The organism is Methanoregula sp. (assembly GCF_041645475.1).
Lineage (GTDB): Archaea > Halobacteriota > Methanomicrobia > Methanomicrobiales > Methanospirillaceae > Methanoregula.
In genome coordinates, this window is the sequence record NZ_JBAZQA010000001.1 from 328,055 (window position 1) to 354,236 (window position 26,182).

Genomic DNA, 26,182 nt, shown 5'->3' on the forward strand with positions numbered 1-26,182 from the left:
CAGAGATACGAGAGCAGATCCCGAAATAAACCGGTTATGCAGAAATGCGTTCCAGGCACCCTGCAGGCCGGAAGACCGCTTATTCCACCTGATAGCCATTTTCCCGGAGAATCCCGGCTATCCATGGCTCAGCCTCTGAATCCGTTTTCGGTCTTCCCCGCAAAATGCCCTCCCAGATCCTGCGGAGTTCCTGGTCATCGGCGTGCAGGGCCAGGGCACCGGTAATATGCCCGAGCGGTTTTCCGTTCCGGTCAGAAACCCGCATGGCAATGCACCGGTAGAACTTGCACTGCGCCGGGCTGTCGCGGTGGATCGTGCAGCGGAGAAGGTCCCCGTCCGGCCTGAGGAACCGGCAGGCCGCAGGATGATTTTCGGGAAAAGAGAGATCGGAAAAGATCCGGCGCTTGTCCTCATCCACCTCGGCAGTGAAGGCCGTGCCGGTTGAGACGCATTCGCACTCAAAGATGAACTCCCCGGTCTGGCGCTCGATTGCGATATAATCCCCAAGATACATGCAGCAGGTCCCGCACTGGCGGCAGTTGAATGTCATTATCTGCTCTCCCTGTCATAGCCCGCCGGGGCGGGATAGTCAGAATAATGTAGCATTTCCCGGCTCCTAACTGTATCGCGGGATGAAAAACCGGATGCCAGGCACGTATCCGGAACACAAAAGATCAGGGAATCTTATCTGCCGCCGTAATCGCGATACTCTTGAGCGTCTCATAATCCGTTGCTGTCCCGCCCATGGTAATCTGCTCAAAGATGTTGTTTTTGATAAACACTACGGAGTACACCACAAGGTTCCGGGGATCGCCCGGCTCGATGATCCGGACCGCTATACTCTTCTCCCCGATCCTGGGAAAGGGGATCTCGTACTTCTTCATCCCGCTCTCCTCAAAAAGCAATTCTTTTTCAATTTCATACACCCGGTTTATGCTCGCCGCGGGATACATTCCGATAACCTGCCGGATTCCGGTTATATCGTCATTGTCGTGGTTCAGACGGTAATACACAACCCGGTACCCGTGTATCCACCCAAGATCATGGGCAAGCTGGCCGGTCTCGTCATAGGCAATAACCGACCGGTCTTTGAGGGAATAATCAGCCGGGAGATCCCCCGGTCCGAGTGCCATATCTCCAACGGTAACAACCCGGGTAACCTGTTCCGGAACTGGAGTCACGACAACCGGTGGAATATATACCTCGGGAGATCCGAAGACCGATGACAGGCAGCCCGGCGAGACTGCGGTTCCAAGTATAATAACCAGGAGAAGGATGGTTGCGCGGAGCCCTTGTACCATATCGTACCCGATAGTGAAAGGGGTATAAATTTTGAGAGGATAGGAGTGGTTATACCCTGCCGGCAAAAGCACTATTACATCCTGCACCCCACATTCAGCAACGGTGTAAGACCATGGTAAAAAACAGCATTGCAATGCTTGACAAGGATCACCACATCCACCTGATCCCTCCCGACCGTGTACTGATGCTGAGCATCGAGCACTCGGCAATCAAGAAGATTGACCACGAACGTTTCGAGGTCGAGTGTTACCTCCGGCTCTCCATTGAGGGGTTCCCCCATCCGCTTGAAGATGCAATCCGCTTCTCCTTTGCTGTCTCGAAAGTGCCCGACTTGCAGCTGATGGTGGAACTCACCTTTCTCCAGAACCACATCATCAAGTACATCTTCGACATGGGCCTCTCCGATGAACTGAGCTGTTGCGAACCTGACGATCCGCAGGCCCGGGAGAGCGGGGTTACGATCTCTTCCGAGATCAAGGCACAGATGCTCGCCTCCCAGCAACTCCGGGATATTCTGGCCCGGCATGGGGCGCTTCCGGATACCGTGGTGTTTGTCAAATAGTCTTTCCTTTTTTTTAAGGTGCGTGAAAACCTGTTGATGCACTCACCTGTTTTTCATAAATCACGTCGGAAATCACAATTATTTTTCAATAAATATCTTTTTGTGGGCAGAGGGACAATCGTTAAACCAGAGATAAACGGGTGGTATTTTTTTTATGGGTGATTCTGCATTTCCCAATGATGAGAAAATCCTTCAGCGGACCGATGGCGTCAGTGTCAAGTCGATCCCGTTCGAAGGTATCCTGACCGACCGGCGCATCATCCTTGTTGACCGGGCCCGGAACGTGCTTCCTCAGAAAGATATCCCGCTGGACACGGTCCGGCAGGTCGTGGCCGGTGAGAATGCTCTCGGGGATCCGACCATCACCTGTTATGTTACGGGGAATAACAACGAGACACGGCAGATGGTCCTCACCTTCACCCGCGAATCCGGCGGGAATCGTGCCCGGGTGCGGGATGAATGGACCCGGTATCTTGAGTACTATATCCCGCAGGCCCGTCCCATGCCCGGGGGATCGGCACCAGTCATCACGCCCCAAAAAAAGCGGATCCTTGAGAACCCGCCTTTTGAAGAGCCGGCCCGGGAAGCGCCGGCTGCTGCCCTGCCGGAGACCCTTTTCTGTATCCGGTGCGGCAACAAGGTAGTTTCGGATTCCGCGTTCTGTAACCGCTGCGGAGCCCCCATCGTCCCTCCCGCGGCATCGCCGTATGCAGCTGCCTCCCCGAATGTATATTCTGCACCCCCGCAACCCCCGGTGACCGCCCCCACCCTGGATGCGATCCGTATCGCGCCGCAGGAGATGCCGGTGCGTCCTCCTGTGCGGCAACCCGTGGTTTCAGCTGAAGCGGGTCCAATCCCCTCTCCCCGGAAACTCCCGGAAGCCGATCCTTCAAAGAAACCCCGCAAACAGGGTTTTTTCGCCCGGCTCCTTGCACCAAAACCCCGCCCGGCAAACCGGAGGGGCGGATCACCCCCGGCTGCAGCCCCAAAACCGGAAAAACCCCGCCGCAGCAGCGGGTCAGGAAAGAAAATAATCCTGGGTGTCGTGGTTCTTGTTGTCATTCTTGTCGTGATCGCAGCCGGTGTCCTGGTTGTTTACCCCATGATCTCGCAGGGTAGCGCAGCCACACCCGCCGGAAGTACGAGCGGGGGGTCATCATCTGCCACACCAGTCCCCACGGCAACAACTTCATCCGGCAGTTCTTCGTCGGTATCGGCCACCTGGACCCCGAAAGCCATAGAAACAACGCAGGCAGCAGTTCCCCAGACGGGGGTTCAGGTGCATGTCAGCTACCTCGGCGGGTTCAAAGGCACGTACGGCCTCAAATCTGACCTGCAGACGGTCAAGAGCTCCGGTGACCGGGTCTATGAGGTCCTGAACGCTACAGGCGCAATCCAGGCAAATTTCGAGAAGACAGACAGCTCGACCCGCCATGACCTGCTCGTTGAGATCTACAAGAACGGGAAACTTCTCACGTCGGGTTCAACCAGTGCGTCCTATGGCAAAGTGGCCCTTGAGGCGGATGTAACAACCGGTGTTGCCAAAGCTCCGATCACCAGTGCCTCCCCGGCAGGTGCATCCACGACCTCTGCGGCGAACACTACGGTAAAAACCACCACAAAAACAACGACAAGCGCTACGGCAAAAGTCACATGATCGTTCCGGACAATCTTCTTTTTTATTTCCGGCACGGATACTGTTCCGGATATCTATGAGATCGAACCCCGTTTTTCCTTTGAATACTCCGTTTAAACCCGATGCGGCACTGAAAGTGAGCCTCGCGGTGAACTGTATCCTGTTCCTCCTGCTGATTCTCTGCTGTTCGGTCTTCCCGCTTCTCCTTGCAAGCGAAATGAGTCCAAATGTCCTCGTGCTCTGTGCGATTCTCGTCATCACACTCATTGTCATCTTCCTACTCTGGGTACACCTGTATTACGAGAGCATGGGTACGAGCTCCGCGAAGATGAGATGAGCTGGAAGCGCGGCATCTGGTTCAGGACTACGGGGATTGTGCCCTACAACCGGATCACCAACCTGGATATCAGGCAGGGCCCGGTGATGCGGGCTCTTGGCATATCCACCCTTGCCATCCAGACTGCGGGATATTCCGGCCAGGTGGCGTCAGAGATAAAAATTGAGGGTGTTACGAGTGCTGAGGAACTCCGGGAATTTATCCGGTCCATGATCCGGCAGATGCCCCAGCCCGGTGACGGGACCGGTGGAGAAAAAAACCTGCCGGCAACAACTGACCAGAAAATTCTCGATGAGCTGACAAAGATCCGGATCCTTCTCGAAGAACAGAAAAAACAGGGCCGGTAAGAACGCCAAAAAATTATTTCTCTTTTATCTCACTTTTCTCAACGGCCGGCTTCTTTCCCTTGTGCCAACGGTATACCCCGTAGCCGATTCCCCCGATGATGATGAGCGGCAGCAGGGTTAAGAGAATGATGACAATGGCGTCAATCATGCCGAAGAACCCGGCAATGCCCTCGTTGATGGTGGAGATGAAGCTGCGCCCGCTGTCGCCGCCGACCGGTTCGGGCTCCTGGAGGTTGACGGTGATAGTCGAGTACGCTACCCGGCTGTCGAGGTACTTCAGCCGTCCGTCAAGCCGGTTGAGCTCGGTCTGGACGCGGTCTATCTGTACCTGGACCTTGATGATATCCTCAACCTTGGTACTCTGCTTCATGATAGCATTGTACTGGGCAAGCTGGTTCTGGTAGGAGGTTCTCTGGGCCTGGAGATCAACGTACTCCTCGGTTATGTCTTCCCCCTGGGTGGATGCGGATTTGACCGTGCCAAGCGCTTTTACGCCGGCGAGGGTGGTGTCGAATTCAGCCTGGGGGATTCTTAAGACAACGGTCCCGGTCAGAACATCATTGTAGTTCTTCTGGACACTGGTTGACGATATGTATCCGCCTTTTGCCGTGGCAATCCCCTTGAGACTTTCCACGGTTCCCGGTACATCTTTGACTTCCAGGGACAGGTATGCGGTCTTGATTATCTTGGTCTCGACAGCGCTTGATCCCGAACCGCCAATAACGGCAGGGGCCGCTGTGGGCACCGCCATGGGTGCGGCACTGCTGACAGCCAGACTTGCATGCCGGTCTGACGCGACTCCCCCGTAATTCTCGCTTGAGTAGGAAACCTCTTTTACCGATAGACCCTGGCTGGTAGACGTGGCAGGAAGTCCCATGCAGCCGGTGACAAGGATGGCAATAATCACAAGCGCAAGAAGTGCGAAGCCTTTGTGGTTCATACACAAAGCATCTCTGCGTGAATATAAATATCAAGCGTTAACTGCGAACATTCTGGCAGTTATCCGGAAAAATACGATCTCGCAGACTGGAGATCCCTGTTCGTATAACCTGCAGGTTCCAGGATCCAACCCGGGGGATTTCACGAATTTAATACCCCGGCTGCTGACCGTGTAACCAGATGCAGGGCATGGGAAACCGTAAGTGTATCTCGTCCGGCCCTCAAAAAACGGAATCCGGGCTCCCTCCCAACAGGGAACCCGGAAAGGAGACACCGTCGATGCTCACTGAACATTACCCTGAACACGCTGTACAGAATACTGCCGGTATTAACCTTGCGCGCAGATCGAGTTTTTTCGCACCGGAGGATGTAAAACCGGTCTGCCGTTCCTGCCCGTCAGCAGGAAACTGTGATCCTTCCATGGATGCAATCCTCGATGAGGTCCAGGACGGATTATTCCGGGCAGTGCAGCTGAACGTGGACCTGCGATTGCACAGGGTCAATACCAGTCCGGCAGATGAGCTGGTCTGCACCGGCATCTGCCAGGTTGCAGGTCTGCGGAACTATCTCGCATATCAGATGTCCGATGAATTCTCTGTCCTCCCCCACGATCTCGGCGAGACCGTATCTTTGCTCCGACACACGTACCGCAGGATCCTGATCCGTGAGGACCTTCCCCCCGCTACTGCACATGAAGTCCTTTCTGTGGCGCAGTACTTTGACAAGACTGCAGGCAGCATGGGTTTTTATTGAATTGCAGATGGTTTTTGCCTCGGAAAACCCGGAAAACGTGGTGACACTCCTTATATAAGAAAACAAGCGATACTTCATGGATATACTATGACCGAACTCAATATACCAAAAAAACCCGAAGGTTTTGAAGAGCTGGAGAAACTGGGGGTCGATGGACTGATCCAGCGCCTGCTGGACAGCACGGATCCCAATATCCGGCAGTATGTGGCGTACCTCCTTGGAAAAGCGAAGAACCCCCGTGCCATCCCGCCGCTTATCGCAGCGCTCGGTGACTTCGATAAATCCGTGCGTGAGCAGGCAACCCTGGCGCTCTCTGCCATTGGCCAGGCTGCCATCGCTCCCCTCTCGGCCGCCATGAAAGAGCCCAAGTGGGAGACCCGGTACCGTGCAGCAGAAGCACTTGGCCGGATTGCTGACGAGAAAGCGGTCAAACCGCTCATCCAGGGGCTCAATGACAACCGCGACCATGTCCGTTACATGGCAGCCAAAGGCCTCCGGGAACTGGGGGACTCCAATGCAATTGAACCGATGATCATCCTGTTAAAAGACGAGAACCAGTATGTCCGGATGATGGCGGTCCGGGCTCTCGGGGCCATTGGCGGGGAGAAGTCACTCGATGCCCTTAGGCAGGCGCAAAAAACCGAGCCGGATGAGAACGTAAAAGAAGCAATTGCTGAAGCGTTGAAGTAACTTATTCCCAGTTCCTTTTTTTTTGCCCCAAAAAGAAAAGCCCGACATATACCGCCGCAACCTCAAACGGTAAATAACAGGATTTTTATCTGCCAAAATGATATCTGGTGTAGTTGGATACATTCGGCGGATTTGGATAATACAATACGATCGGATCTCAACGTCACGGCACGGTGAATATGGCAGGCCCGCTAACCTGCATTGCAGTGTTTCTGGTGACGGCGAAATGGATAATGTATCAGAGCTAAAAAAACCCCAGCGGTTCGTTTCATTCCGGGAATCTCATGAATCCTAACAATAAACCCACACAGAAGAGCCGGTCCCTCTCTCTCTTCATTCTCCTTTTCATGATAATCCCTGTCATCTGCATGGGGGTGCTCCTGACCGCCAATGACTATATTGTCACGAAGAATAATTTCGAAAGCGAAGCCCATCACTTCCAGTTCCAGACCGAACAGAACATCATTGAAGCTCTCCACCTTACGGACACTGCATCGAACATCCTCGATGACAGCATCAACGACCGGATGCAGAAAGGGCTCATATCGGTAAAGAATGAATATGAGCGGTCCGGTCATAACCCCGCAAGGATGGATCTTTCTTCCATACAAGCGGGTCTCGGGGAGGGTTTCGACATCTATGTCATTGACGAGAACGGGATCATCGTTGCCACTACTTATGCCCCGGAACTTGGGCAGGATTTTAAGCAGATCCCGTACTTCTTCAAGTACCTCTCCACTATCCGTAATTCTACCGGTTTCTTCCCGGACCGGGTAGTTCACGAACTCCTGGGTGCAGGACAGTACCGGAAATATGCCTACATGCCAACGGTGGATCACAAGTACGTGCTCGAACTGGGACTTGCGGGACCCTCCTACGATGCGATGAATGCCAAGCTGGATGCCCACAAGAATATCCGGAATATCGTGTATGGAAACCCGTACGTTGTACAATACCGGGTTTTCAACACGCTCGGCAGGTATGTCAGCAATGGTACGAGACCGGAGCCGGTTGTACGGGATTATCTCAATGAGACGATCCGTACACGCTCAACCTTTGAAGTGTCAAGCCCGGATTCCTCGCGAACCGTCCGGTACCTGTTTGTTGATCTCAGGGATGACAAGTACGGGTCCGACCCAAGCCGGATTGTCGAGATCACGTATAACACCGACCTGATGCACGACTCTCTCGACAAACTCCTCTTTTTCCACCTGCTTATCTCGCTGGCAGCGATTCTTCTCGGGTGTATTCTTGCCCTTGTCGTTTCGCGGAGGCTGACCCGGCTGATCACCGGTATCGTCACCGATGTGGAAAAGATTGCCTCAGGCGATCTCGAACACCGGATCGGGAGCCCGCCGGTCCGCGAATTCCAGGTTCTTGAAGAGAGTATCAACACGATGGTTGATTCGCTGAAATCTGCCTTTTTGAAGATGAAGGACGATGAGATCTTCCAGCAGGAGATGATCGACCAGCTGCCGATTGCGATCTTCATGAAGAATGTCGGGGACGGGAAATACGTGTACTGGAACAAGGCCAGTGAGAACCTGTTCGGCCTGCATGCCGGAGACATTATCGGAAAGGCCGACCGCGAACTCTTCTCCAAAGGGCTGGTTTCCCAGATCGAGAAGGAGGACACTGAAGCCCGCCTGAACCGGATTGCCTTAAAGACCAAGACTATCTCCATCCGGGGACAGGGCGACCGGATCATCCATGTAATTGTTGTCCCGATCTTCAATTCAGAGAAAGCCGAACGCTACCTGCTGGGCATTGCCGAGGATTTAACCGAGGAGGCCATCCACTTAAAAACCGAACTGCTCTTCAGTCTTACCCGCCACGATATCCTCGATCATCTCTCGGTGATCATGGAATCCCTGGAACGGGCGCAGCTCATGACCACGCCGGAAGCAATGCAGGCATTTTTTGACAAGACGATCATATCCGTCGAGTCGATCCGGAACCAGATCTCGTTCATGCGCAGCATGCAGGATCGCGGGATCACCTCCCCGAAATGGCAGCCGGTCCGGGATGCTTTTTACGACGCCGTTGATATGCTTCCCGGTACCGATGTGGAGATCAGGGCAGATATTGAGAAGACCGAGATATTTGCCGATCCCTTCCTGCCAAGGATCTTCTTTACCCTGCTTTTGAACTCCCTCAATTACGGCGGTACACGTATCACCCGGATCAGGTTGTCCGCGCACCGGGAGGGGGACAGCCTCGCAATCGTGTACGAGGATAACGGGCCGGGTATTCCAGAGGAAAACAAAGCGAAGATCTTCCTCTTCGAAGAGTCGCCGAAAACCTGGCAGGGTCTCTTCCTTATCCGGGATCTCCTGGCATTTACCGGCATTACCATCACGGAGTCCGGGGACCCGAAGGCGGGGGTGCGGTTTATCATTCTTGTCCCGCTCAATAAATTCCGGTACCTGTAACCTCCCCCCTCTTCCGGCTCATATCCTGCCGGAACCTGAAAACCAGGCCGGTTCATGTCCCCCGGGGCAGGAAATAATCCTAAATAGTCCCTTCACTAACATTACGTAAGGATGAGCGAAGGCGTTGAAGTTGCCCGGCTGCTCGATATACTCGGGAACCGGAACCGGCGGCGGATAATCGAGCTGCTGCGGCAGAAACCCTGTTTTGTCACCGAGATCTCCGATACGCTCATGCTCTCGCCCAAAGCGGTCATCGACCATCTCCAGATGATGGAGAAGGAGACCATACTTTCCTGCCAGATGGATGAGCGGCGCAGGAAATACTACTATCTTGCACACGATATCCTCATCGATGTCAGCCTCAAGGAAATCCGGATCATCAGCGCGGTTTCTGCAGAAGATGACGAGAAGAACGAGCGGCTGAAAAAGGCAGTATCCATGCTCGGCCGGATGATCCGCTCGCACGACCGGATCCTCGCAAACCTCGAACAGGTCAACCACGATATCGAGATGATGATAAACGATATTGCCCACAACCATAAGGATTTATTCAGGAGCGAACGAGAGATTACCGTAATAATTGCCCTCTCCCATGAATCCTTAACCCTGGACGAGCTGGTTCAGGCAACCAGTCTCCCCGCAGGGGAGCTTGCGGAGATCCTGAAACGGTGCGAGCGGACCGGGATCGTGACACGGGAGGATGAGCGGTACCTGCTCCGAGGTGTCCATGCAGAATAACCCGAATGGTCCCTACGATGACCTGTTCAACAACCTGGCAAAGATTGTAGAAGATCTTGTCCGTGATATGCCCGAGAGCCGTCATGCCCGGATTGTCGGGTATACCATCATCACCCGTCACCCGTCCGATGACCCGGAAACCTTCCGTGGCGGCATGCCCGAGGATGACGGGGAGGTTCCGTACGAAGTGGTGGAATCGGGAGATGACGTCTTTATCACCGCCGCACTGCCAGCCAGCACAAAGACGGCCCCCTTTGCCGATATCGAAACGAACTGTGTCCGGATCTGCGTGGATGATCGCGTCACTACGATCATGCTGGACAATCCTGTTGACCGGATCCACAGTTATTACCGCATCCACCGCGGTGTGATGGATATAGCTCTTAAAAAAGAAAATATCCTCTGAAAACCGGAGAGCTGCAGTTCCGGACACCTGTTTTTTCTCTGCGTGTCGTTATCATAAGGATACATCCTGTTTTCGCCCGGGCAGGAGATCCAAACCCCCCCGGCGCGGCACGGTCTCCGCCTGGATTGTTGACACTGGGTACGGCATATCGATAAAACGGATTTGCGTTCCTGTCTTTGGCCCTTACCGTGTTTCTTGAAAAAAAGTGCGGGAAATCCGTTCTGCCGCAGGAATCCCCGGGAGGTGTTGTTCCTTACCCCAGTTTCCACACGCCCACATCAGCCCCGTTGAAGGCAATCCGGGCATAGGCCCTGTCAAGCGTCAGCGATTCGGGAACTTCGTAGATGATGTAACCGTCAATTGCATTGCTCTTTCCCGGGTACAGGTATGCGGTCTGGTCCCCGTGAGAGTAGCCGTAATCCTCGACGTACTCCGAGCCGAACAGCTTGGGGTAATACTGGATCTCCTGTACTTCGATAGGGGTGGCCTTGCGGTCGTACGCTTTGTTGGGGAGATAATGCGTGGAATCCATGGAGTACCCGGTGCCCTCATAATGCACTTTGATGGTGCCGGCTGCCGGGGGCCAGACCCGTGTTGTCCCGTTGTTGTACACGTTTACAAAGATGATGAGGTATTTGTTGCCCGCATGGGGTTTCTGGGTATAATACCGGTTATCCATGTCATTGTGCCAGTGGTAGGTGCTGTTCATCCAGACGCGGTATACCGTGCCTTGACTGGCAACCTCACCGGAGCCAAAGGGAAAACTGTCTTTGATCCGGAGCGCCCCGGGGTATGGATCTGGCCTTGGGGTCCGGGTTGTGAGAACCGGTGCCGGGGTATCCGGAATCATAGTCGTTACGGCGGGTGCCGGGGTTTCCGGTATCTCCGTGGGGATATTTTTGGAAACGCCCGGGAGGACAACGAGAGCAAGGACTGCTGCAACAACAAGGACAACAATGATGCCTGCGAGAACTGCGACCGGTAGCTTCTTTGGTGAACCTTCCGAGGGCTGCCGGAATTCTTTGGGGGGTAACTCCCATGATGAGCCCGGTAAATCCAGTGAGGACGCGTCCATGTCCACCGGGGCCCCGCAATGTTCACAGAATTTTACACCGTCGGAAAGTGCCTCGCCGCATGCGGTGCAGAAATGGTTTCCCATATCCGGTATTCATCCCGGTGCATAATAAAAAAGGAGGTTCTTGTTCAGGGGCACCGGGTGCCTATGCTTTGATCGGCAGGTCCGAAGGAGACCAGTCCGCAAGGGATTTGCGGTCCTCCCGAAGGTCATGGAACTGGCGGAGCGAGACGGTGATATCGCGGGTGAAGGCAAAGTACCCGATCTGGGTATTGCGGCAGAGTTTCATTGCCATGTCCATGAGCCCCCGGGGATCCGGCCGGGCTTCGCCAAGCCAGATATGGAAGATATTGCCGCCGTCAACGATCGGGAAGAAGACATGCTCGATATCCATCCGTTTCGTCAGCGGTACATCTGCTCCCGGCGCAACATGGGTGCCGTTTGTGTAGTAGATGGGAAGGTCCCGGCTCTTGCCGAGTTTTACAAGACCTGCATCTATATCGCCCTTGATAACGTTTTTGGCAAAGTCATGGTAGCGGCGGTCGAGCAGGTCGGCAACCGCAAAGCGCTGCCCGGTGGTCTCCGCGGGAGTGCGGGCAAGGGCGATTGTCATGTTGTTTTTCCGGCTCAGTTCCCGGCCATAGAGCTCCATCTCGGTCATGGCCCGGATGGCGAGTTTGAACGCTGCTTTTGATTCATGGAGCTGCTTGCCGGTATGGTGCTGGACCATCTCGTTGACGCCGACAACCCCGATCGTATAAACCAGCCCTTCGAGATCAACGGCAATTGCGCCCCGTTCACCGGTATTGGGATCCTTGGGGCGCTGCATGGCAAACGGCATCCGGCTGTTGGCCCGGATCAGGTCCATCCAGCGGCGCTTGATCTTGAAGATCTCGACGGCAACATCCATGAGTTTCTTGAGTTCGGCAAAGAGACGGGCATCGTCGCCCTCCGCATTGTACGCTGCCCGGGGGCAGTTCACGGAGACCACCTGCCATGACCCCATGGAGAAGTGCTTCCCTTCACTGAAAATGAGTTTCCGGTCAAAATCCGAGTCCTCGTCGGCAACGGTCGAGAACTGGTAGGCGCAGCACTGGTAACATGAGATGCCCTTTCCGGCGCCGCGGTAGGCGGGGAGCTGGTTGTCGTAATAGGGCGTGCCGAATTTCGAGGCAAGCTCAAACGTCATGAGGTAGAGTTCCTGGTAGGTGGGCAGGTCGGGATGTTTCTTGTTGAACTCCTCGCGCTCGTTCATGAAGTCCGGCTCGATCGAGATCTCCGGCTTGGGGAAATTGAAGGGTTTGCCCCAGTAATCCCCTTCAAGCATCACTTCCATGAGTGCCTTGAAGAGAAGCCTTACCTCGCGCTCGAACTCGCTGTACGTTCTCAAGGGTGCTGACTTGCCATCCCAGACCTTTCCTTTGTACACGCAGGGCTTGTCCTGCCAGAGCGTGGGAACGCCCGGAGATAGCTGGATGGACGAGAAGACGAGCTGGCCGCCCCGGGCAACCATCATCTGGGTCATCTCGTACACGAACATCTGGACCATCTGCTTGATCTCTTCGTAGGGCAGGTCCTCCATGAATGGGGCAAGGAATGTGAGGAAATTGTAGTACCCCTGGCCCCCGGCAAAGTTTGTCTGGGCGGACCCGAGCGCCTTGACTGCGTGAAGGATGGCTACTTCCGCCCTCTTTGCCGGGCCGGCAACTGAAGCCTTTGTGCCGTTCCCGTCCGGCATGAGGCCATAGTAGAAGAAATAGCGCAGGTCCCAGTCCTGGCAGAACGGGCGGGTGCCGAAATATTCAAGGTCGTGGATATGCATCTCGCCTGATAGGTGGTGATCGGCCAGGTCCGGCGGAAGCTGGAGGAGGTACTGCTCTTTTGAGATCTTGTCGGCTTTCTTTTTGTGCGAGGTCTCGGCATTCTCCTGGAGGTTGGCATTGTCGTGCGCTTCAAAGCCCCTGCCAACATCGATGAGGTGCGCATCGAAGACCGGCGTCCCGACCCGGGTTGAGACGTTCCGGTACTGCACCATGCCCCGCTCTAAGAGGACGATGTTGACTACCTCGCGGATGAGGGGACCCGAGAGCGACTTGAGTCCCATGTTCTTGATCCGGTTCTCAACATCGAGAGCGATCTCCTGTGCGACCCCTTCGCTGGCACCCTTGTACCCGTAAAAGGTTTCAACGAGTTTTGTCTCTTCTACGATCTGGCGGACGATCCTGTTCCGGTCCCAGTCTACAATGTGGCCGTCCGTTGTCCGGACGTGCGGGAGAGCCGGAACTGCCAATCCCTCAAAGGTCAGCTGTTTGGTTTCCCAGTGCGCCATTACTCACCCGAAAGGAGTTTTTTTATCCGGGCTCCGTCAAAGTTTCCTGCGGGAAAAAGATCCGCAGATGTATAGAAGTCCTCGTTGTTCTGGAGTACGGGAGCTTCATTCACAAAGACCCCGTTGAGCCGGAGTTCGGTGAGGGATTCCGCAGTTGAGAGGTCGCGCTCAACGAAGGTATAGCCTTCCTGTTTCAAAAAACCCTTCAATGTGTCGCAATGCGGACAAAATTCTAGCGTATACACGATCAGTTCCGGATTCTCTGGCACAGGAAACACCCTCACTCTGTCATCTATCCAATTGGCAGTATGTGAATAAAAAAATCTTGGTATGTCTGGCAATATGTCCCGTAAAAAGAGCGATTATCATTAGTAGGTGAATAGAGCAATAGTACCGTAATGGTCAGGGCATTTGTGGCACTGGAATTGTCGGGAGATATCCGTAGCAGGCTTGCAGCGGCACAGGATGTTTTCCGTACCTGTTCTGCCCGGTTGACCTTTGTGGATCCGGATCTTATCCATATCACGGCCAAGTTTTTGGGAGACGTGGATGAAGGCAGGATCCCGCAGATCAAAGATGCCCTCCTTGGTATTCCCTTTGCCCCGTTTGCCGTCACCGCCGGCGAAGTCACGGTGAATAACCGTAACCGCCCGCACACGATCTGGTGTCGCCTGGACGATGCCGGGCGCGGCCAGGAGCTCCTGTCCGCCATTGACGCCGTGCTCAGCCCGCTGGGCATTGCCCCCGAGACCCGCAGGTTCCTTTCCCATGCCACGATTGCCCGGGTGAAAAGTGCGGATCCCTCGCTCTTTCCTGCACTCCGCACGCTTGAAGGAAAGACCTACGGGAGCTGCACGGTCACCGGCCTGAAACTCAAGAAGAGTACGCTTACCCCAAGGGGCCCTGTCTACGAGGACCTGCTGGAGGTGAAATGGTGAGCCGTCTCCCCCTGGAAGACGCAGTTCTGGACGAGATCCGCCCGGGTGCAGAAGAGCGGGACGAGATCTGCAGTCTCGGGAAAAAACTGCTTGCCGCTATTGCCAAAAGCGGTAAGGCAGAGGGCATGATTGTCGGGTCCATTGCCCGCCATACCTGGGTGCGGGGCGACCGGGACCTCGACGTGTTCATGCTCTTTGACCCGTTGCTGCCAAGGGAGGCGCTGGAGGCCGAGGGGCTTGCCCTTGCCCGCAGTATCGCCGCCGGCTTCACAGACAACTATCACGAGAAGTACGCCGAGCACCCCTACATCAACGCAACCATTGATGGTGTCGACGTGGATCTCGTTCCATGTTACAATGTGGCGAGTGCGGAAAAGATCCAGAGCGCTGTCGACCGGACGCCGTTTCACACGCGGTACATCACGGACAAGATCAATGGTCTCATAGACGATGTCCTCCTCCTCAAACGGTTTGCAAAGGCCGGGGGGATTTACGGCTCGGACCAGATGACAGAAGGATTTTCGGGGTATCTCTGCGAGCTGCTCGTACTCTATTACGGGGGCTTTACCGGGCTTTTGACTGCTGCGGCAGAATGGCGGCCGGGCATCATCATCGATCCCGAACACCATGCAAAGAAAGCGTTCGATGAACCGCTCATCGTGATCGATCCCGTGGACCCCCGGCGCAACGTGTCGGCAGCCGTCTCACTCGACCGCATGGCGGAATTTGTCGAGCTTGCGCGGGGCTACCTTGTATCCCCGTCCCCGGACTTCTTTGCCCTGCCGGTGCCGTGGGCAATCACCCGGGACGAACTGGAGGTGCGGGTAACTGAGCGCGGCACGTACCTTTACGCGATCACGTTTCCCACCCCGCCGTACATCGAAGAGATCGTTGTCCCCCAGCTCAAGCGGAGCACGGCTGCTATCTGCGAGGACCTGGAGCGAAACGGCTTTGTCGTCCACCATGCGCATTACACGATGAAACCGGAACACTGCATGTTCCTCTTCGAGCTGCTCGTTGCAACCCTGCCAAAGATCCGCACCCATGCCGGCCCCCCGCTCTGGAACCGGGTGAATGCCGACAAGTTCCGGGAGAAACACCTCTCTTCGTCTCTTCCCGGGCCCTATGTCAGTAACGCCCGGTACGAGATGGAGGTTGTTCGGGAATATACAACGGCAAAGGACCTGCTTGCTTCAGGTGCCCTGCTGCAGGTAAGCCTTGGGCGGCACGTGCGCCAGTCGCTTGCAAACGGCTGGACGGTGGACGAGGGAGCCGGCTGCTGGCACGCGGAGTTTGCAGCATTTATCGGGAACTTTTTCTCGCGATGCTCGCCTCTTGTGCGGGTTGTGCAGAAGAAGTGAGACGGGCCGGTGTCTGCCGGGCGGATACACCAAAATAAGTCCGGGTTGAAAACGGGCTTTCCTTTTTTTCGCTGCATGCGTTCACCCCCTAACGAGAGAGAAACGTCCGCAGACCTGCAAAGGGGGGACCTGGTCGTTCCTGTTATTACTTCAAATCAGGCAGATTCCCGCCGGCAATCCTGCCTCCGGCCATACGGTTAAAAAACAAGGGTAAAGTGCCAAACCAGCCCCTGACATCTACCCTGCACAACAGTCCGCCCCCCCCTTTGCGCCAACCCTGCCCCATTGGGGGCGGGGGCGCATGCGATTCCTCGGTATTACGAAAAAATCCCGATTCAGGTAATACAGCACTTTCGCAACCGGAGCGCCATAGCGGCGGGGCGAAGCCCCTGGAGCGTCAGTATTTCCGCTCCAAAACGAATTTACTTTTTGCATTAAAATTTTGGGCAGGTATTTTTTTTTTACCTTTTTTCACTCCGTAAATCCTTCCTGGATTCAGGGGCTGGAATAGTACATTACCCAAAAACAAAAATGGTTATGGGGGTGAATTCCGGCGCCGGACCCATATGGCGATTCCTGCCATCAGAACGATTGCACTTACCGGTGCATACGTGAGCGGGGCGGTTTTGGTTTGCTGCGGGGTCTGCCCCGGGGCAGCTGATGTCATGGCGGGTGACGATGAGGTCTGTTGTGCCGGGTTCTGTTTTTGCAGTGCACTCTTCCGCGCCACCTGCACTTCGGTAACCTGCGCTGCGGTCAGATTGGGTTTTGCACCAAGCGCAGTATCAAAGGAGGAAACGGCATCGGCATACCTGCCAAGGGCCGTCAGCGAGCGACCGCGGTTGTAGTACACTTCCGAATCGACAGGCCCGCCGGTCGCGTGATCATAGGCTGCCAGCGCTTCGTTATACCGGGTCAAATTGGCCAGTGCATTTCCTTTGCTGTTCCATGCATAGGAAGAATTCTGGTTTGCCCCAAGGGCTCGATCAGAGAAAACAAGTGCCTCATCATATTGTCCCATGGCATCGAGTAACAGCGCTTTGTTTTCCAGGGCATTGATAAAACCCGGGCTGAGTTCAAGGGATTTGTTATATGCTGCCAGCGCTTCACTGCCCCGGCCCAGCTTGTAAAGGGTAATGCCTTTGTCGTTCAGTGCATCGATATAATCCGGGTTGAGTTCGAGAGCCTTGTTGAATGCAGCAACTGCCTCGTTATTGCGGTCCAGCATGTTCAGCAGATTCCCTTTGAATTTCCATATTCTGGCTGCACCCGGGTTGATTTCAAGAGATTTATTGAATGCCAAAAGCGCGTCATCATATCGATCAAGCCCGGCAAGTGCAGAGCCTTTGCCGCTCCATGCAGCGGCCGAATCCGGGTTGAGTCCAAGGGATTTGTTGAATGCAAAAAGGGCCTCGTCATAGTGTCCGAGCCAGTTGAGGGCATTTCCTTTGCCGGTCCACGCAACTGCCGAATCCGGGTTGAGTTCAAGGGATTTGTTGAATGCCAAAAGCGCCTCGTCAAACCGGCCGGCGTAATACGAAGAATTTCCTTTATCGAACCAGTCGGTGGCAGGGGAGGCTGAGACCGGCATTATCCACATCACTGCCATACCTGACAGGACAAGCAGCAGAATCCATTTCTGCCACGAACTCCTTGAGAATGTAAACGAACGCACCATTTCTGTTACCTGTCTGGTTTAATTGATTCATCTACTATAGTTTAATTCCGTTTTTCACTGGGGCACTCAGGTCCAGCCTGCCCGGGGGATTGAAACCCGCGGCGAATTATCCGGACGGGTGCAATGATCGGCCCGTGGATTGCAAGCGCCGTCAGAACGGGTACCGTTTTTAAGTACACCGGATTGTTGGGCTTTTTTCGGACGTGTTGACATCAGATCGGATTTTGCACATCACGCCATCTGCGTAACCCCCGATATCATCAACGCGGTTATCAGTTCCTGAAACCCGGGTCGAAGTCTCTTTATTTGGATCTGACCGGATACGGAGCGGCTTAAAAAAACGCAGAATGGCGTCCTGGGGGCAGGGGAGTCACGCTCCGAATGCGGTGAAGGGAACCGGGAAATCCTCAAAAAAAGATTATTTTGTATTTTTCTTGATCTTTGCTGCGGCAAGTTTTGTGATTGCCTTGATGTCGGGCTCTCCGGAAAGAACGAGTTTTTTGTTCTGCACCGCACTCTCAACAAAGCCTTTCCCTGTAGACGTCCTGATGATGAGCGTGGTTGAACCGGCGGGACTGCCGATCGCCCCGGCCGAGATGTCGGAGAATATTGCAGTCAGATCGGTGCAGTAATGGCAGCCGTTCCGGATGCAGGACTCCAGTTCAGCAAGCGGGACAACCTGGGTGCTGCCATCCTGTTTCTGGATCTCGAGTTTGCCCTTGACATCCAGTTTCCGGATATCGTGCGGTTCTATCTTGTGCCGGGTTTTGAGATTTCCCTGGACAAGGGCTGTGTAATCGAATGTCTCTGTACAGAAAAGGCCGATAACGAGACGGATTGCATGGGCATAGGGTTTGAGGAGATCGTTTTCGCTCACCTCGATCCGCGCAACGGCCTGGACAACACAGGGAACGCCGATCACTGCGATCTTCTTGCATTTCTGCTCAACCACTGCGGTCTTGAGCGCAGAGAGCAGCGGCACCCACCAGCTGTACCGGCTGCCGGCCTGCTGGATGAGGACATCAGATTTCGTGATGACAACCGAAGAGGGCCGGAGGGTCCAGCGATCTTCTGTCACCGTTACCACGGCATCGATGAGACCCGTGTCGAGTGCATGGGCAAGGATTGCAGTGACCGCACCGCCACTCTGCCGGTGGGGTACCTCGATGGCTGCTTTTGCAACAGCCATCTCAAGGTAATCGCCGAGTTCCTCTTTTGGCTGTTCGGTTGTCCGGGGACAAACCGTGTAACACGCCCCGCAGGGGACCCCGTCCGTTGCCTGCTTGCAGTACCCGTTGCTCTTCGGGCTTGCCACCATCTCTCCTTCTTCAAACGAGATGGCGTCGGCCGGGCAGACCGCCACGCAGGCGCCGCAGCCCGAGCATCTGCCGGTATCCCAGACCCCGGCTTTCAAATCCAGATAATTTTTTTGTGCCATCGCTCTCACTCCAGGGTATACTTGCTCGCAAAAGGCCGGGCGCTGACCGCGGCTATCCGCGTATAGTCAGCGGTCAGCAGAGGACCTGCATCGATCCCGAAGGTTTTTGCGAAATCCTCGATGATCGGACGGATCATTGCCCGCTCTTCTTCCGTGACCGGTGCCTGTTTCGTCCCGTTCCCGAGACAGAGCGGATCAACCGGGCCCCGGACAAAGATCTCGCCGCCATGGATCCCGCTTCCAACACCCTGTTCTGCAATGGGCTTTGTATCCCCGAGTCCCAGTACAATCACAAGTCCGCCTGCCATGGATTCGCCCAGGAATGCCCGGGCGCTGCCTCCGACAACAAGGATGGGGCGTTTCTCCAGGTACTTCTTCATGTGGATGCCGCCACGGTACCCGATGTTGTCCCGGACATACACCCTGCCGCCCCGCATGCTGTGGGCCACGGCATCGCCGGCACTGCCATGGATGATCACCCTGCCCTTGTCCATGGTGTTGCCGGGCGCATGGTCTGCGTTGCCGTGGACAATGATGGCAGGTCCGCTCATGAACATCGCAAGGTCGCCGCCCGGCACGCCATTGACAATGATCGTGACATCGTCGCCTTTCAGGCCATCCCCGATGAACCTCTGGCCGAGAATATTGTTGAGGGTGATCTCCTTAACCCCCTCGGCAACGGCTTTCCGGATCTGCTGGTTCAGCGGCGTATAATGAATGTCTTTTGCATCGATCGTGAGCGTCTTCATGATTAAGCCCCCACGGTCTTCACATCCAGGACATTCAGGATACCTTCATCCAGCATATAGCCTCTGAGCCGGTCGCGGTTGCCCCGGAGGCTCTCGATGCTGTTGATGCCGGCTGCGCCCATGAGTTCGTTGAGTTCGAGGGTCCAGCCGTGGATAAGGTTCTCGACCTGCACCGCGTTCGTCTCGGGATCGAGCCTCTTTGTCAGTTCGGGTTTCTGGGTAGCAATACCCCAAGCGCACGTGCCCCGGTTGCAGGTTCCGCAGACACGGCAGCCCATGGCAACGAGCGCTGACGTCCCGATGTAGACGGCATCGGCGCCGAGACAGATGATCTTCGCCACGTCCGCACTCTGCCGGATGCCGCCGCTTGCAATCACGGACACTTCGTTCCGTATTCCCTGCTGGCGGAGTTTGGCATCAACGCTTGCTATGGCCGCTTCTATAGGGATGCCGACATGGTCGCGGAAGACCACGGGCGCTGAACCGGTTCCTCCCCGGAAGCCATCGATAACGACTGCGTCTGCTCCTGATCGGGCTATCCCCGCGGCAATGGCTGCGGAGTTGTGGACGGCTGCGATCTTAACAAAGACCGGCTTCTTCCATTCCGTTGCTTCCTTGAGGCCGTGCACCAACTGCTTGAGATCCTCGATGCTGTAGATATCGTGGTGGGGCGCCGGGCTGATCGCATCGCTGCCCTCCGGGATCATGCGGGTGCAGGCAACATCGGCGCAGACTTTCTCACCCGGCAGGTGGCCGCCGATACCCGGCTTTGCGCCCTGGCCGATCTTGATCTCGATTGCGGCCCCGCGTTCGAGATAGTCGATATCGACACCGAACCTTCCCGAGGCTACCTGGACAATCATATTTTTCTGGTACGGGTAGAGCGACTGGTGCAGCCCTCCTTCTCCCGTGCCCATGAACGTGCCGATCCGGTGGACCGCCCGGGCCATGGCCTGCTGGGCCGGCAGGCTGATCGCCCCGTAACTCATGTGCCCGATCATGATCGGGGTCTCTATCTGGAGGTTGGGGGAAAGTTTTGTGAGCAGTTCGACATCCCTGCCGGGGTGCTCCTTAATCGAGAGCGATGACGGTTTCTTGCCAATGTAGGTGCGGAGCTCCATGGGCTCCCGCAGGGGGTCGATGCTCGGGTTGGTCACCTGGCAGGCATCGAGTACGAGCCGGTCGAAGATGATCGGCCAGGGAAGGGCATTCCCCATACCCCCGGAGATGATCTTGCCGGTCTTTGCCTGGTTGAAAACCGCTTCCCGTATCTCGCGGGTCCAGACCGGGTGGCTCCGGTAATCGCCCGGTTTCTCTTCGATCTCGATGGCATCCCTCGGGCAGAACGCGAGGCAGCGGTGGCAGGCAACGCAGTTCCGGGAGTTGATACGGATCCTGTCGCCTTCCCTGCGGTACACACCGTACGAACAGTTCTCGATACAGCGCCCGCAGTCCATGCACCGGTCCGTGTCAATGGTGACCCGGAATTTCAGCGGGGTGCTCCCGATGCTCATGAGTACAGCCTCCCGATAACCGGCTCGCCGGCCTTGGGCATGGTGATATTGCCGACATCCGGATCAATTCTCCGTATGGCTGCTTCCTCGCTTGAGATGAAGAGGCGGTCGCCGCTCTCTCCGGAGACGAGCGGGCGGAGCTTGATGCGGTCCGTGAACCCGACCAGCGAGTTCTCATTTGCAACGCAGATCGCAAACGGCCCGTTCATGAGCGCCGGCCCGTACGTGAGCCGGATGGCCCGGTTGAGCTCCTGCTCCTTTGGCAGCATGCGGTCGATCTCTTTCCAGAACGGGGGTGCGAGGGCCCGGACTGCCATCTCTTCCGAAAGCCCGTGTTTCCTGACCAGCAGGTCGACAAGGTAAGCAACAACTTCCGTGTCGGTATGCATCGTGCACTTGTACCCGTAACTCTCGATGTACCGCTGGTTGGTGCCGTAGGAGGTGATCTCGCCGTTGTGGACAACGCTCCAGTTGAGGAGGTTGAACGGGTGGGCCCCGCCCCACCAGCCGGCCGTGTTGGTCGGGTACCGGTTGTGGGCAAGCCAGAGGTAGCCCTTGTAGTCATCGATGCGGTAAAAGTTCGCAACATCCTCCGGCCAGCCGGCAGCCTTGAAGACTCCGAGATTTTTTCCGGAAGAAAAGATAAGTGCCCCGTTCCTCTCGCTGTTCACTTTCATGACAATGTGGGTGATGATATCTTCGTCCGGTGTGAGACTTTTGGGCATCATACTCCGGTCCGGCCGGAAGAAATAACGCCAGGGTGTGTGGACCTTGCGAAGACCGGGCTGCTCGTACGTTTTTATCTGTTCATCGTGAACAATCGTTCCCCATTTCTCAAGCAGGTTGTCCAGATGCACCTTGTGTTCACGGATATTGTCGAAGAATACATGGATGGCGTAGTATTCCTTGTAATCCGGGTAGATCCCGTAGGCAACATATCCTGCACCTTCTCCGCTCCCCCGTTCGTCCATGGATGCCAAGGCCTCTCGTATCTTGGAGCCATCCATGAGCTGGCGGCGCCGGTCAATTACACCTATAATACCACACATATTATCACAATGGAGAATGATCCATATTAGTAACCGTTTCTGAAATTGAATAGGAGCATTCGCTCAATAGCGTAAGTAAAATAAATATAAATATGATTGGGTGGAACTTTTCTTCCATTATGTCAGCAGACGTAACGAAGATGCTCAAGAAAATTGAGGCGGATGGGGTCAAATTCATTCGTCTTCAGTTCACGGATATCCAGGGGATGCCGAAAAATGTCTCCATCCCCACCGTTCAGGCCGAGAAAGCGCTCACGGAAGGGATCTGGTTCGACGGGTCATCCGTTGAAGGATTTGCCCGGATTGAAGAATCCGACATGATCTTAAAGCCGGATCCGGCTACGTATGCCGTCCTCCCGTGGAGACCCCAGGAAGGCAAGGTTGCCCGGTTCATCTGCGATGTCCAGACGTACGGCAACAAGCCGTTCGAAGGCGATCCCCGCTACATCCTGCGCAAGACCATGGCTGAAGCCGCAAAGTCAGGCTACACCTTCAATACCGGACCTGAACTTGAGTTTTTCCTGTTCAAGATGTACGACGGCGTACCTACCACCGAGTTCGAAGACCACGGGGCTTACTTTGATCTCGCGCCAACGGACTCAGCAGAAGATGTCCGGAGGGATGTTGTCCTTGCGCTCTCCGACATGGGCTTTGAAATTGAAGCCTCGCACCACGAAGTTGCAGACAGCCAGCACGAGATCGACTTCAAGTATGGCGATGCACTCACCACCGCAGACCGTGTCATCACGTTCAAGTTTGCAACCAAGTCCATTGCCCTGCAGTATGGTCTCCACGCCTCCTTCATGGCCAAGCCGATTGCCGGTATCAACGGCAGCGGTATGCACACCCACGGGTCGCTCTCCAAGAACGGCAAGAATGCCTTCTTCGACGCCAACGCCGAACTCGGGCTTTCCGACACCTGCCTTTACTATATCGGGGGTCTCCTCAAGCACGCAAAGGCAATCACGCGTGTAGCAAACCCGACCATCAACTCCTACAAGCGTCTCGTTCCCGGCTATGAAGCCCCCTGCTACCTTGCCTGGAGTGCAGCCAACCGCTCAGCCCTTGTCCGCGTTCCTGCTGCCCGTGGCAACAGCACCCGTGCCGAGTTCCGCAGCCCTGACCCGATGTGCAACCCGTACCTCACCTTTGCCTGCATGCTTGCAGCGGGTATGGACGGAATCAAGAACAAGATCCTGCCACCGGAGTCGACCAACACCAACATCTACCACCTCAATGCAAAAGACCGCAAGAGGTTAAAGGTCGAGATGCTGCCGGCAAGCCTTGCTGAGGCAAACGCAGCGCTCCTCAAGGATGAAGTCATCTGCAACACCCTTGGCGAACACGTGGTGACCAACCTCACCCGTATTGCCGAGATGGAAACCGATGCCTTCCGGCTCGCGGTCCACCCGTGGGAACTGGAACGGTACCTGGCTACCTACTAATTTAAAATTTTTTATCAATCAATCGAACAATCGTCGATGTCTGGACTTGTAATCCCGTAACGGTCGACCGGTCGTTCTGTAATATATCAGCGGCTCGTGGAAGTGGCATGAGTAGTACTGACGGATAGTATACGCCCGACGGTGCCGATCCCGCTGCCCGCATGATGAACTGCAGACCGATCCTTCGGATACAACAATACTACGGTGATTACAATGGCATTGGATACAGGAGTTACCTGCTGGCTGCTGGTCTCGGCAGTGCTCGTCATGCTGATGACCCCGGGTGTGGGCCTTTTCTATGGCGGACTTGTACGGAAGAAGAATTTTATCTCGATGATTGCGCTCTCCTTTGTGTGCCTGGCGCTCGCGAGCATCCAGTGGATCCTTATCGGGTACACGCTGGTGTTCGGGCCGGACGTGGGAGGGGTTATCGGGAACCTGAATTACCTGGGCTTGACCGGCGTGAGCGCCGAGGCGGGCTCGGCCTCGTTTCCGCCCCTCGTGTTCATGATGTTCCAGCTCTTCTTTGCTGCAGTGACAATTACGATTGTCACATCGGCTGTTGCAGAGCGGATCAAACTCTCCTCGTTTATCATCTTCAGCCTTATCTGGCTGACGGTAGTGTACTGCCCGATCGCCCACTGGGCCTGGGGTGGCGGCTGGGCCCAGCAGATGGGCCTCATCGATTTTGCCGGGGGAACGGTTGTCGAGATCTGTTCCGGGTTTGCCGCCCTTGCCCTTGCGCTTGTTATCGGGAAGCGTGCCGGGTTCGGGGAGCATGCGCTTGAGCCGCATAATATCCCGATTGCCCTCCTGGGCGCAGCGCTCCTCTGGTTCGGCTGGTTCGGGTTCAATGCGGGAAGCGCCCTTGCGCTCAACAGCAGCGCTATTGTTGCCTTTGTCAACACGAATTCTGCGGCAGCTGCCGGTACGCTTGCATGGATGTTTGCGAGCTGGTACCGGGGCAAGCCCAGCTCGCTCTCCATGGTGAGCGGGGCCATTGCCGGGATGGTGGCGATCACGCCCTGCGCCGGGTTTGTCACGCCCCTTGTTGCCGTGCTCATCGGGGCCGTTGCCGGGGTACTGTGTTATTACATGATGCTTGTCCGCATCCAGAAGAGCCTGGATGAGAGCCTGGATGCATGGGCGATCCACGGCATGGGCGGGCTGTGGGGAACGCTTGCAACCGGTGTCTTTGCCGCAGCAGCCATCGGGGGATTTGCCGGGTGGATGGAGGGGAACTCCTCCCAGTTCGTTGCAAATGCTCTCGGGGCATTTGCTGCGCTTGCCTATTCCTTTGCCGCAACCTGGATCATAGGTACCGTGCTCGATCGCACGATCGGGCTCCGCGTTACTGAAGACGAAGAGTACGTGGGTCTCGATATCTGCCAGCATGGTGAACGGGCCTAGCGGGGAGAACCCATTCCCGTTTTTATCTGCTGCAGCAGGATACTATCTTAGAAAACTTAGAAAAAGAGGAAACACGCCATGGACCCGGAGATTGCCATCTTCCAGCATGTCAGAAACGAGCCGTCAGGATATCTCGAGACGATCTTCCGCGAACAGGGGATACCGTTCGATTATATCCGGCTCTACGATACCAATGAAGTTCCCCGCACCCTGTCTGCCACCCACCTTGTCTTTATGGGGGGACCGATGAGTGTCAATGATGAAGAGGACTATCCCTGGCTTGTGCAGGAAAAAGAGCTCATAAGGAGGTCAGAAAAAACCGGGCAGAGCGTGCTTGGCATCTGTCTTGGGGCCCAGCTGATAGCGTCTGCCCGCGGGGCGCCGGTGTACCCGTTCGTGCACGAGACCGGGTGGCACCCGCTGGACCGGGCAGCCGGTGCAACCGGCATCGTCTCTTTATTTCCGGAACAGTTCCACGTTTTCCAGCTTCACGGGGAAACATTTGCACTTCCCATCAGGAGCCGGCTGCTCGCAACCGGAATAAATGTCCGCAACCAGGCCTTCTCGTGCCGGAATGCACTCGGCCTCCAGTTCCACCTGGAGATGACCGAATCCATTATCCGGGAGTGGTCAAAAGATCTTACAAAGCACCAGCAGTCGGTAATTGCACGGGATACTCCAAGGTACCTGGCAGAGAGCAACCGGCTCTGCCGGATGGTGGCGGAGGATTTCATTGGCGCGGGTGTGAACCGCAGGACCAGCCGGTAATTTTTTCTAATCTCCTGAATCCTTCCTTTTTTGCAGGCAGTATCTTCATTTGTGCCGTATTTTGGTTTCCGGCCCGTTGATGATAATTACGCATGCGCCGGAATATTTATAAGAGTAGGAATGCAACTTCCTTCTGGCAATTGTACACCTCTACAAGCCCGAAAAACCGGATACGCAGGAATTACTGAGAAAACGTATGAGAGCGCAACCAGTTCCCCGGACTTCCCCTCCGACGCTGGTATTCCGGCTCAGTCCAGTTCCCAATCCGGGTCTGGAAATGATTAAG

The 26,182-nt window shown here is 55.5% G+C and carries 25 protein-coding genes; 14 read left to right on the forward strand and 11 right to left on the reverse strand.

Going from position 1 to position 26,182, the window contains the following annotated elements:
- Positions 1-79: 79 nt before the first annotated feature.
- Together WC598_RS01580 and WC598_RS01585 are read right to left on the reverse strand one after the other, a co-directional pair.
- The gene (locus WC598_RS01580; RefSeq protein ID WP_372959705.1) at positions 80-550 is read right to left on the reverse strand and encodes a hypothetical protein; all 471 of its coding nucleotides are present in this window, start codon (positions 548-550) and stop codon (positions 80-82) included.
- Positions 551-674: 124 nt separating this feature from the next.
- Entirely contained in the window at positions 675-1,301 is a 627-nt protein-coding gene (locus tag WC598_RS01585) for a hypothetical protein (RefSeq protein ID WP_372959706.1), read from the reverse strand.
- 113 nt (positions 1,302-1,414) lie between these two features.
- On the opposite strand from WC598_RS01585, the gene WC598_RS01590 reads away from it, so the two are divergent.
- The 4 genes from WC598_RS01590 (at position 1,415) to WC598_RS01605 (ending at position 4,184) form a co-directional block, all read left to right on the forward strand.
- A complete protein-coding gene (locus WC598_RS01590) occupies positions 1,415-1,864 on the forward strand; it encodes a hypothetical protein (RefSeq protein ID WP_372959707.1) in 450 nt (149 codons plus the stop codon).
- Between the two features lie 154 nt (positions 1,865-2,018).
- Positions 2,019-3,521, forward strand: a complete 1,503-nt coding sequence (locus WC598_RS01595) for a hypothetical protein (protein ID WP_372959708.1) — start codon at positions 2,019-2,021, stop codon at positions 3,519-3,521.
- Between the two features lie 79 nt (positions 3,522-3,600).
- Entirely contained in the window at positions 3,601-3,837 is a 237-nt protein-coding gene (locus WC598_RS01600) for a hypothetical protein (protein ID WP_372959709.1), read from the forward strand.
- Complete coding sequence (locus WC598_RS01605; RefSeq protein WP_372959710.1) at positions 3,834-4,184, forward strand: PH domain-containing protein; 351 nt, start codon at positions 3,834-3,836, stop codon at positions 4,182-4,184. Before WC598_RS01600 ends, WC598_RS01605 begins: the two co-directional genes overlap by 4 nt.
- A 13-nt stretch (positions 4,185-4,197) precedes the next feature.
- Here the strand turns inward: WC598_RS01605 and WC598_RS01610 are convergent, their stop codons facing one another.
- Complete coding sequence (locus WC598_RS01610) at positions 4,198-5,124, reverse strand: DUF4349 domain-containing protein (RefSeq protein WP_372959711.1); 927 nt, start codon at positions 5,122-5,124, stop codon at positions 4,198-4,200.
- 278 nt (positions 5,125-5,402) lie between these two features.
- Here WC598_RS01610 and WC598_RS01615 point away from each other — a divergent pair, with 278 nt between their 5' ends.
- The 5 genes from WC598_RS01615 to WC598_RS01635 all read left to right on the forward strand — a co-directional run bounded on the left by WC598_RS01615 (position 5,403) and on the right by WC598_RS01635 (position 10,142).
- Positions 5,403-5,876 (forward strand): hypothetical protein, encoded by a 474-nt coding sequence (locus tag WC598_RS01615; RefSeq protein WP_372959712.1) that lies wholly within the window; start codon positions 5,403-5,405, stop codon positions 5,874-5,876.
- An 87-nt stretch (positions 5,877-5,963) separates the two neighbouring features.
- Entirely contained in the window at positions 5,964-6,566 is a 603-nt protein-coding gene (locus WC598_RS01620; RefSeq protein ID WP_372959713.1) for a HEAT repeat domain-containing protein, read from the forward strand.
- Between the two features lie 284 nt (positions 6,567-6,850).
- The gene (locus WC598_RS01625; RefSeq protein WP_372959714.1) at positions 6,851-8,998 is read left to right on the forward strand and encodes a PAS domain-containing protein; all 2,148 of its coding nucleotides are present in this window, start codon (positions 6,851-6,853) and stop codon (positions 8,996-8,998) included.
- A 111-nt stretch (positions 8,999-9,109) separates the two neighbouring features.
- Complete coding sequence (locus WC598_RS01630) at positions 9,110-9,736, forward strand: ArsR family transcriptional regulator (RefSeq protein ID WP_372959715.1); 627 nt, start codon at positions 9,110-9,112, stop codon at positions 9,734-9,736.
- Positions 9,726-10,142 (forward strand): hypothetical protein, encoded by a 417-nt coding sequence (locus tag WC598_RS01635; protein WP_372959716.1) that lies wholly within the window; start codon positions 9,726-9,728, stop codon positions 10,140-10,142. The genes WC598_RS01630 and WC598_RS01635 overlap by 11 nt, the downstream gene beginning before the upstream one ends.
- Positions 10,143-10,395: 253 nt before the next feature.
- On the opposite strand, the gene WC598_RS01640 is transcribed toward WC598_RS01635, so the two are convergent.
- The 3 genes from WC598_RS01640 to WC598_RS01650 all read right to left on the reverse strand — a co-directional run bounded on the left by WC598_RS01640 (position 10,396) and on the right by WC598_RS01650 (position 13,815).
- Complete coding sequence (locus tag WC598_RS01640; protein WP_372959717.1) at positions 10,396-11,301, reverse strand: zinc-ribbon domain-containing protein; 906 nt, start codon at positions 11,299-11,301, stop codon at positions 10,396-10,398.
- Positions 11,302-11,362: 61 nt separating this feature from the next.
- Positions 11,363-13,546: an anaerobic ribonucleoside-triphosphate reductase gene (gene nrdD / locus WC598_RS01645; RefSeq protein WP_372959718.1), complete on the reverse strand. Its 2,184-nt coding sequence runs from the start codon at positions 13,544-13,546 to the stop codon at positions 11,363-11,365.
- Positions 13,546-13,815 carry a glutaredoxin family protein gene (locus WC598_RS01650; protein ID WP_372959719.1) on the reverse strand — a complete coding sequence of 90 codons (270 nt, stop codon included), beginning with the start codon at positions 13,813-13,815 and terminating at the stop codon, positions 13,546-13,548. The genes nrdD and WC598_RS01650 overlap by 1 nt, the downstream gene beginning before the upstream one ends.
- 129 nt (positions 13,816-13,944) lie before the next feature.
- Between WC598_RS01650 and thpR the strand changes: the two genes are divergently transcribed.
- Positions 13,945-14,484, forward strand: a complete 540-nt coding sequence (gene thpR / locus WC598_RS01655; protein WP_372959720.1) for an RNA 2',3'-cyclic phosphodiesterase — start codon at positions 13,945-13,947, stop codon at positions 14,482-14,484.
- Complete coding sequence (gene cca / locus WC598_RS01660; RefSeq protein ID WP_372959721.1) at positions 14,478-15,845, forward strand: CCA tRNA nucleotidyltransferase; 1,368 nt, start codon at positions 14,478-14,480, stop codon at positions 15,843-15,845. Before thpR ends, cca begins: the two co-directional genes overlap by 7 nt.
- 535 nt (positions 15,846-16,380) lie before the next feature.
- Here cca and WC598_RS01665 read toward each other — a convergent pair.
- From WC598_RS01665 to WC598_RS01685, 5 genes are all read right to left on the reverse strand, one after another.
- On the reverse strand, positions 16,381-17,523 hold the full coding sequence (locus WC598_RS01665) for a tetratricopeptide repeat protein (protein WP_372959722.1): 1,143 nt from the start codon (positions 17,521-17,523) through the stop codon (positions 16,381-16,383).
- A gap of 418 nt (positions 17,524-17,941) precedes the next feature.
- Positions 17,942-18,961: a Coenzyme F420 hydrogenase/dehydrogenase, beta subunit C-terminal domain gene (locus tag WC598_RS01670; RefSeq protein WP_372959723.1), complete on the reverse strand. Its 1,020-nt coding sequence runs from the start codon at positions 18,959-18,961 to the stop codon at positions 17,942-17,944.
- Positions 18,962-18,966: 5 nt separating this feature from the next.
- Positions 18,967-19,710 carry a hypothetical protein gene (locus tag WC598_RS01675; protein ID WP_372959724.1) on the reverse strand — a complete coding sequence of 248 codons (744 nt, stop codon included), beginning with the start codon at positions 19,708-19,710 and terminating at the stop codon, positions 18,967-18,969.
- A gap of 2 nt (positions 19,711-19,712) precedes the next feature.
- Entirely contained in the window at positions 19,713-21,224 is a 1,512-nt protein-coding gene (locus tag WC598_RS01680; RefSeq protein ID WP_372959725.1) for a glutamate synthase-related protein, read from the reverse strand.
- Positions 21,221-22,273: a glutamine amidotransferase family protein gene (locus WC598_RS01685; RefSeq protein ID WP_372959726.1), complete on the reverse strand. Its 1,053-nt coding sequence runs from the start codon at positions 22,271-22,273 to the stop codon at positions 21,221-21,223. Before WC598_RS01685 ends, WC598_RS01680 begins: the two co-directional genes overlap by 4 nt.
- Before the next feature lie 119 nt (positions 22,274-22,392).
- Here WC598_RS01685 and WC598_RS01690 point away from each other — a divergent pair, with 119 nt between their 5' ends.
- The 3 genes from WC598_RS01690 to WC598_RS01700 all read left to right on the forward strand — a co-directional run bounded on the left by WC598_RS01690 (position 22,393) and on the right by WC598_RS01700 (position 25,896).
- Positions 22,393-23,718 (forward strand): glutamine synthetase family protein, encoded by a 1,326-nt coding sequence (locus WC598_RS01690; protein WP_372959727.1) that lies wholly within the window; start codon positions 22,393-22,395, stop codon positions 23,716-23,718.
- A 213-nt stretch (positions 23,719-23,931) separates the two neighbouring features.
- A complete protein-coding gene (locus WC598_RS01695) occupies positions 23,932-25,128 on the forward strand; it encodes an ammonium transporter (RefSeq protein ID WP_372959728.1) in 1,197 nt (398 codons plus the stop codon).
- Positions 25,129-25,206: 78 nt separating this feature from the next.
- Entirely contained in the window at positions 25,207-25,896 is a 690-nt protein-coding gene (locus tag WC598_RS01700) for a type 1 glutamine amidotransferase (protein WP_372959729.1), read from the forward strand.
- Positions 25,897-26,182 lie beyond the last annotated feature (286 nt).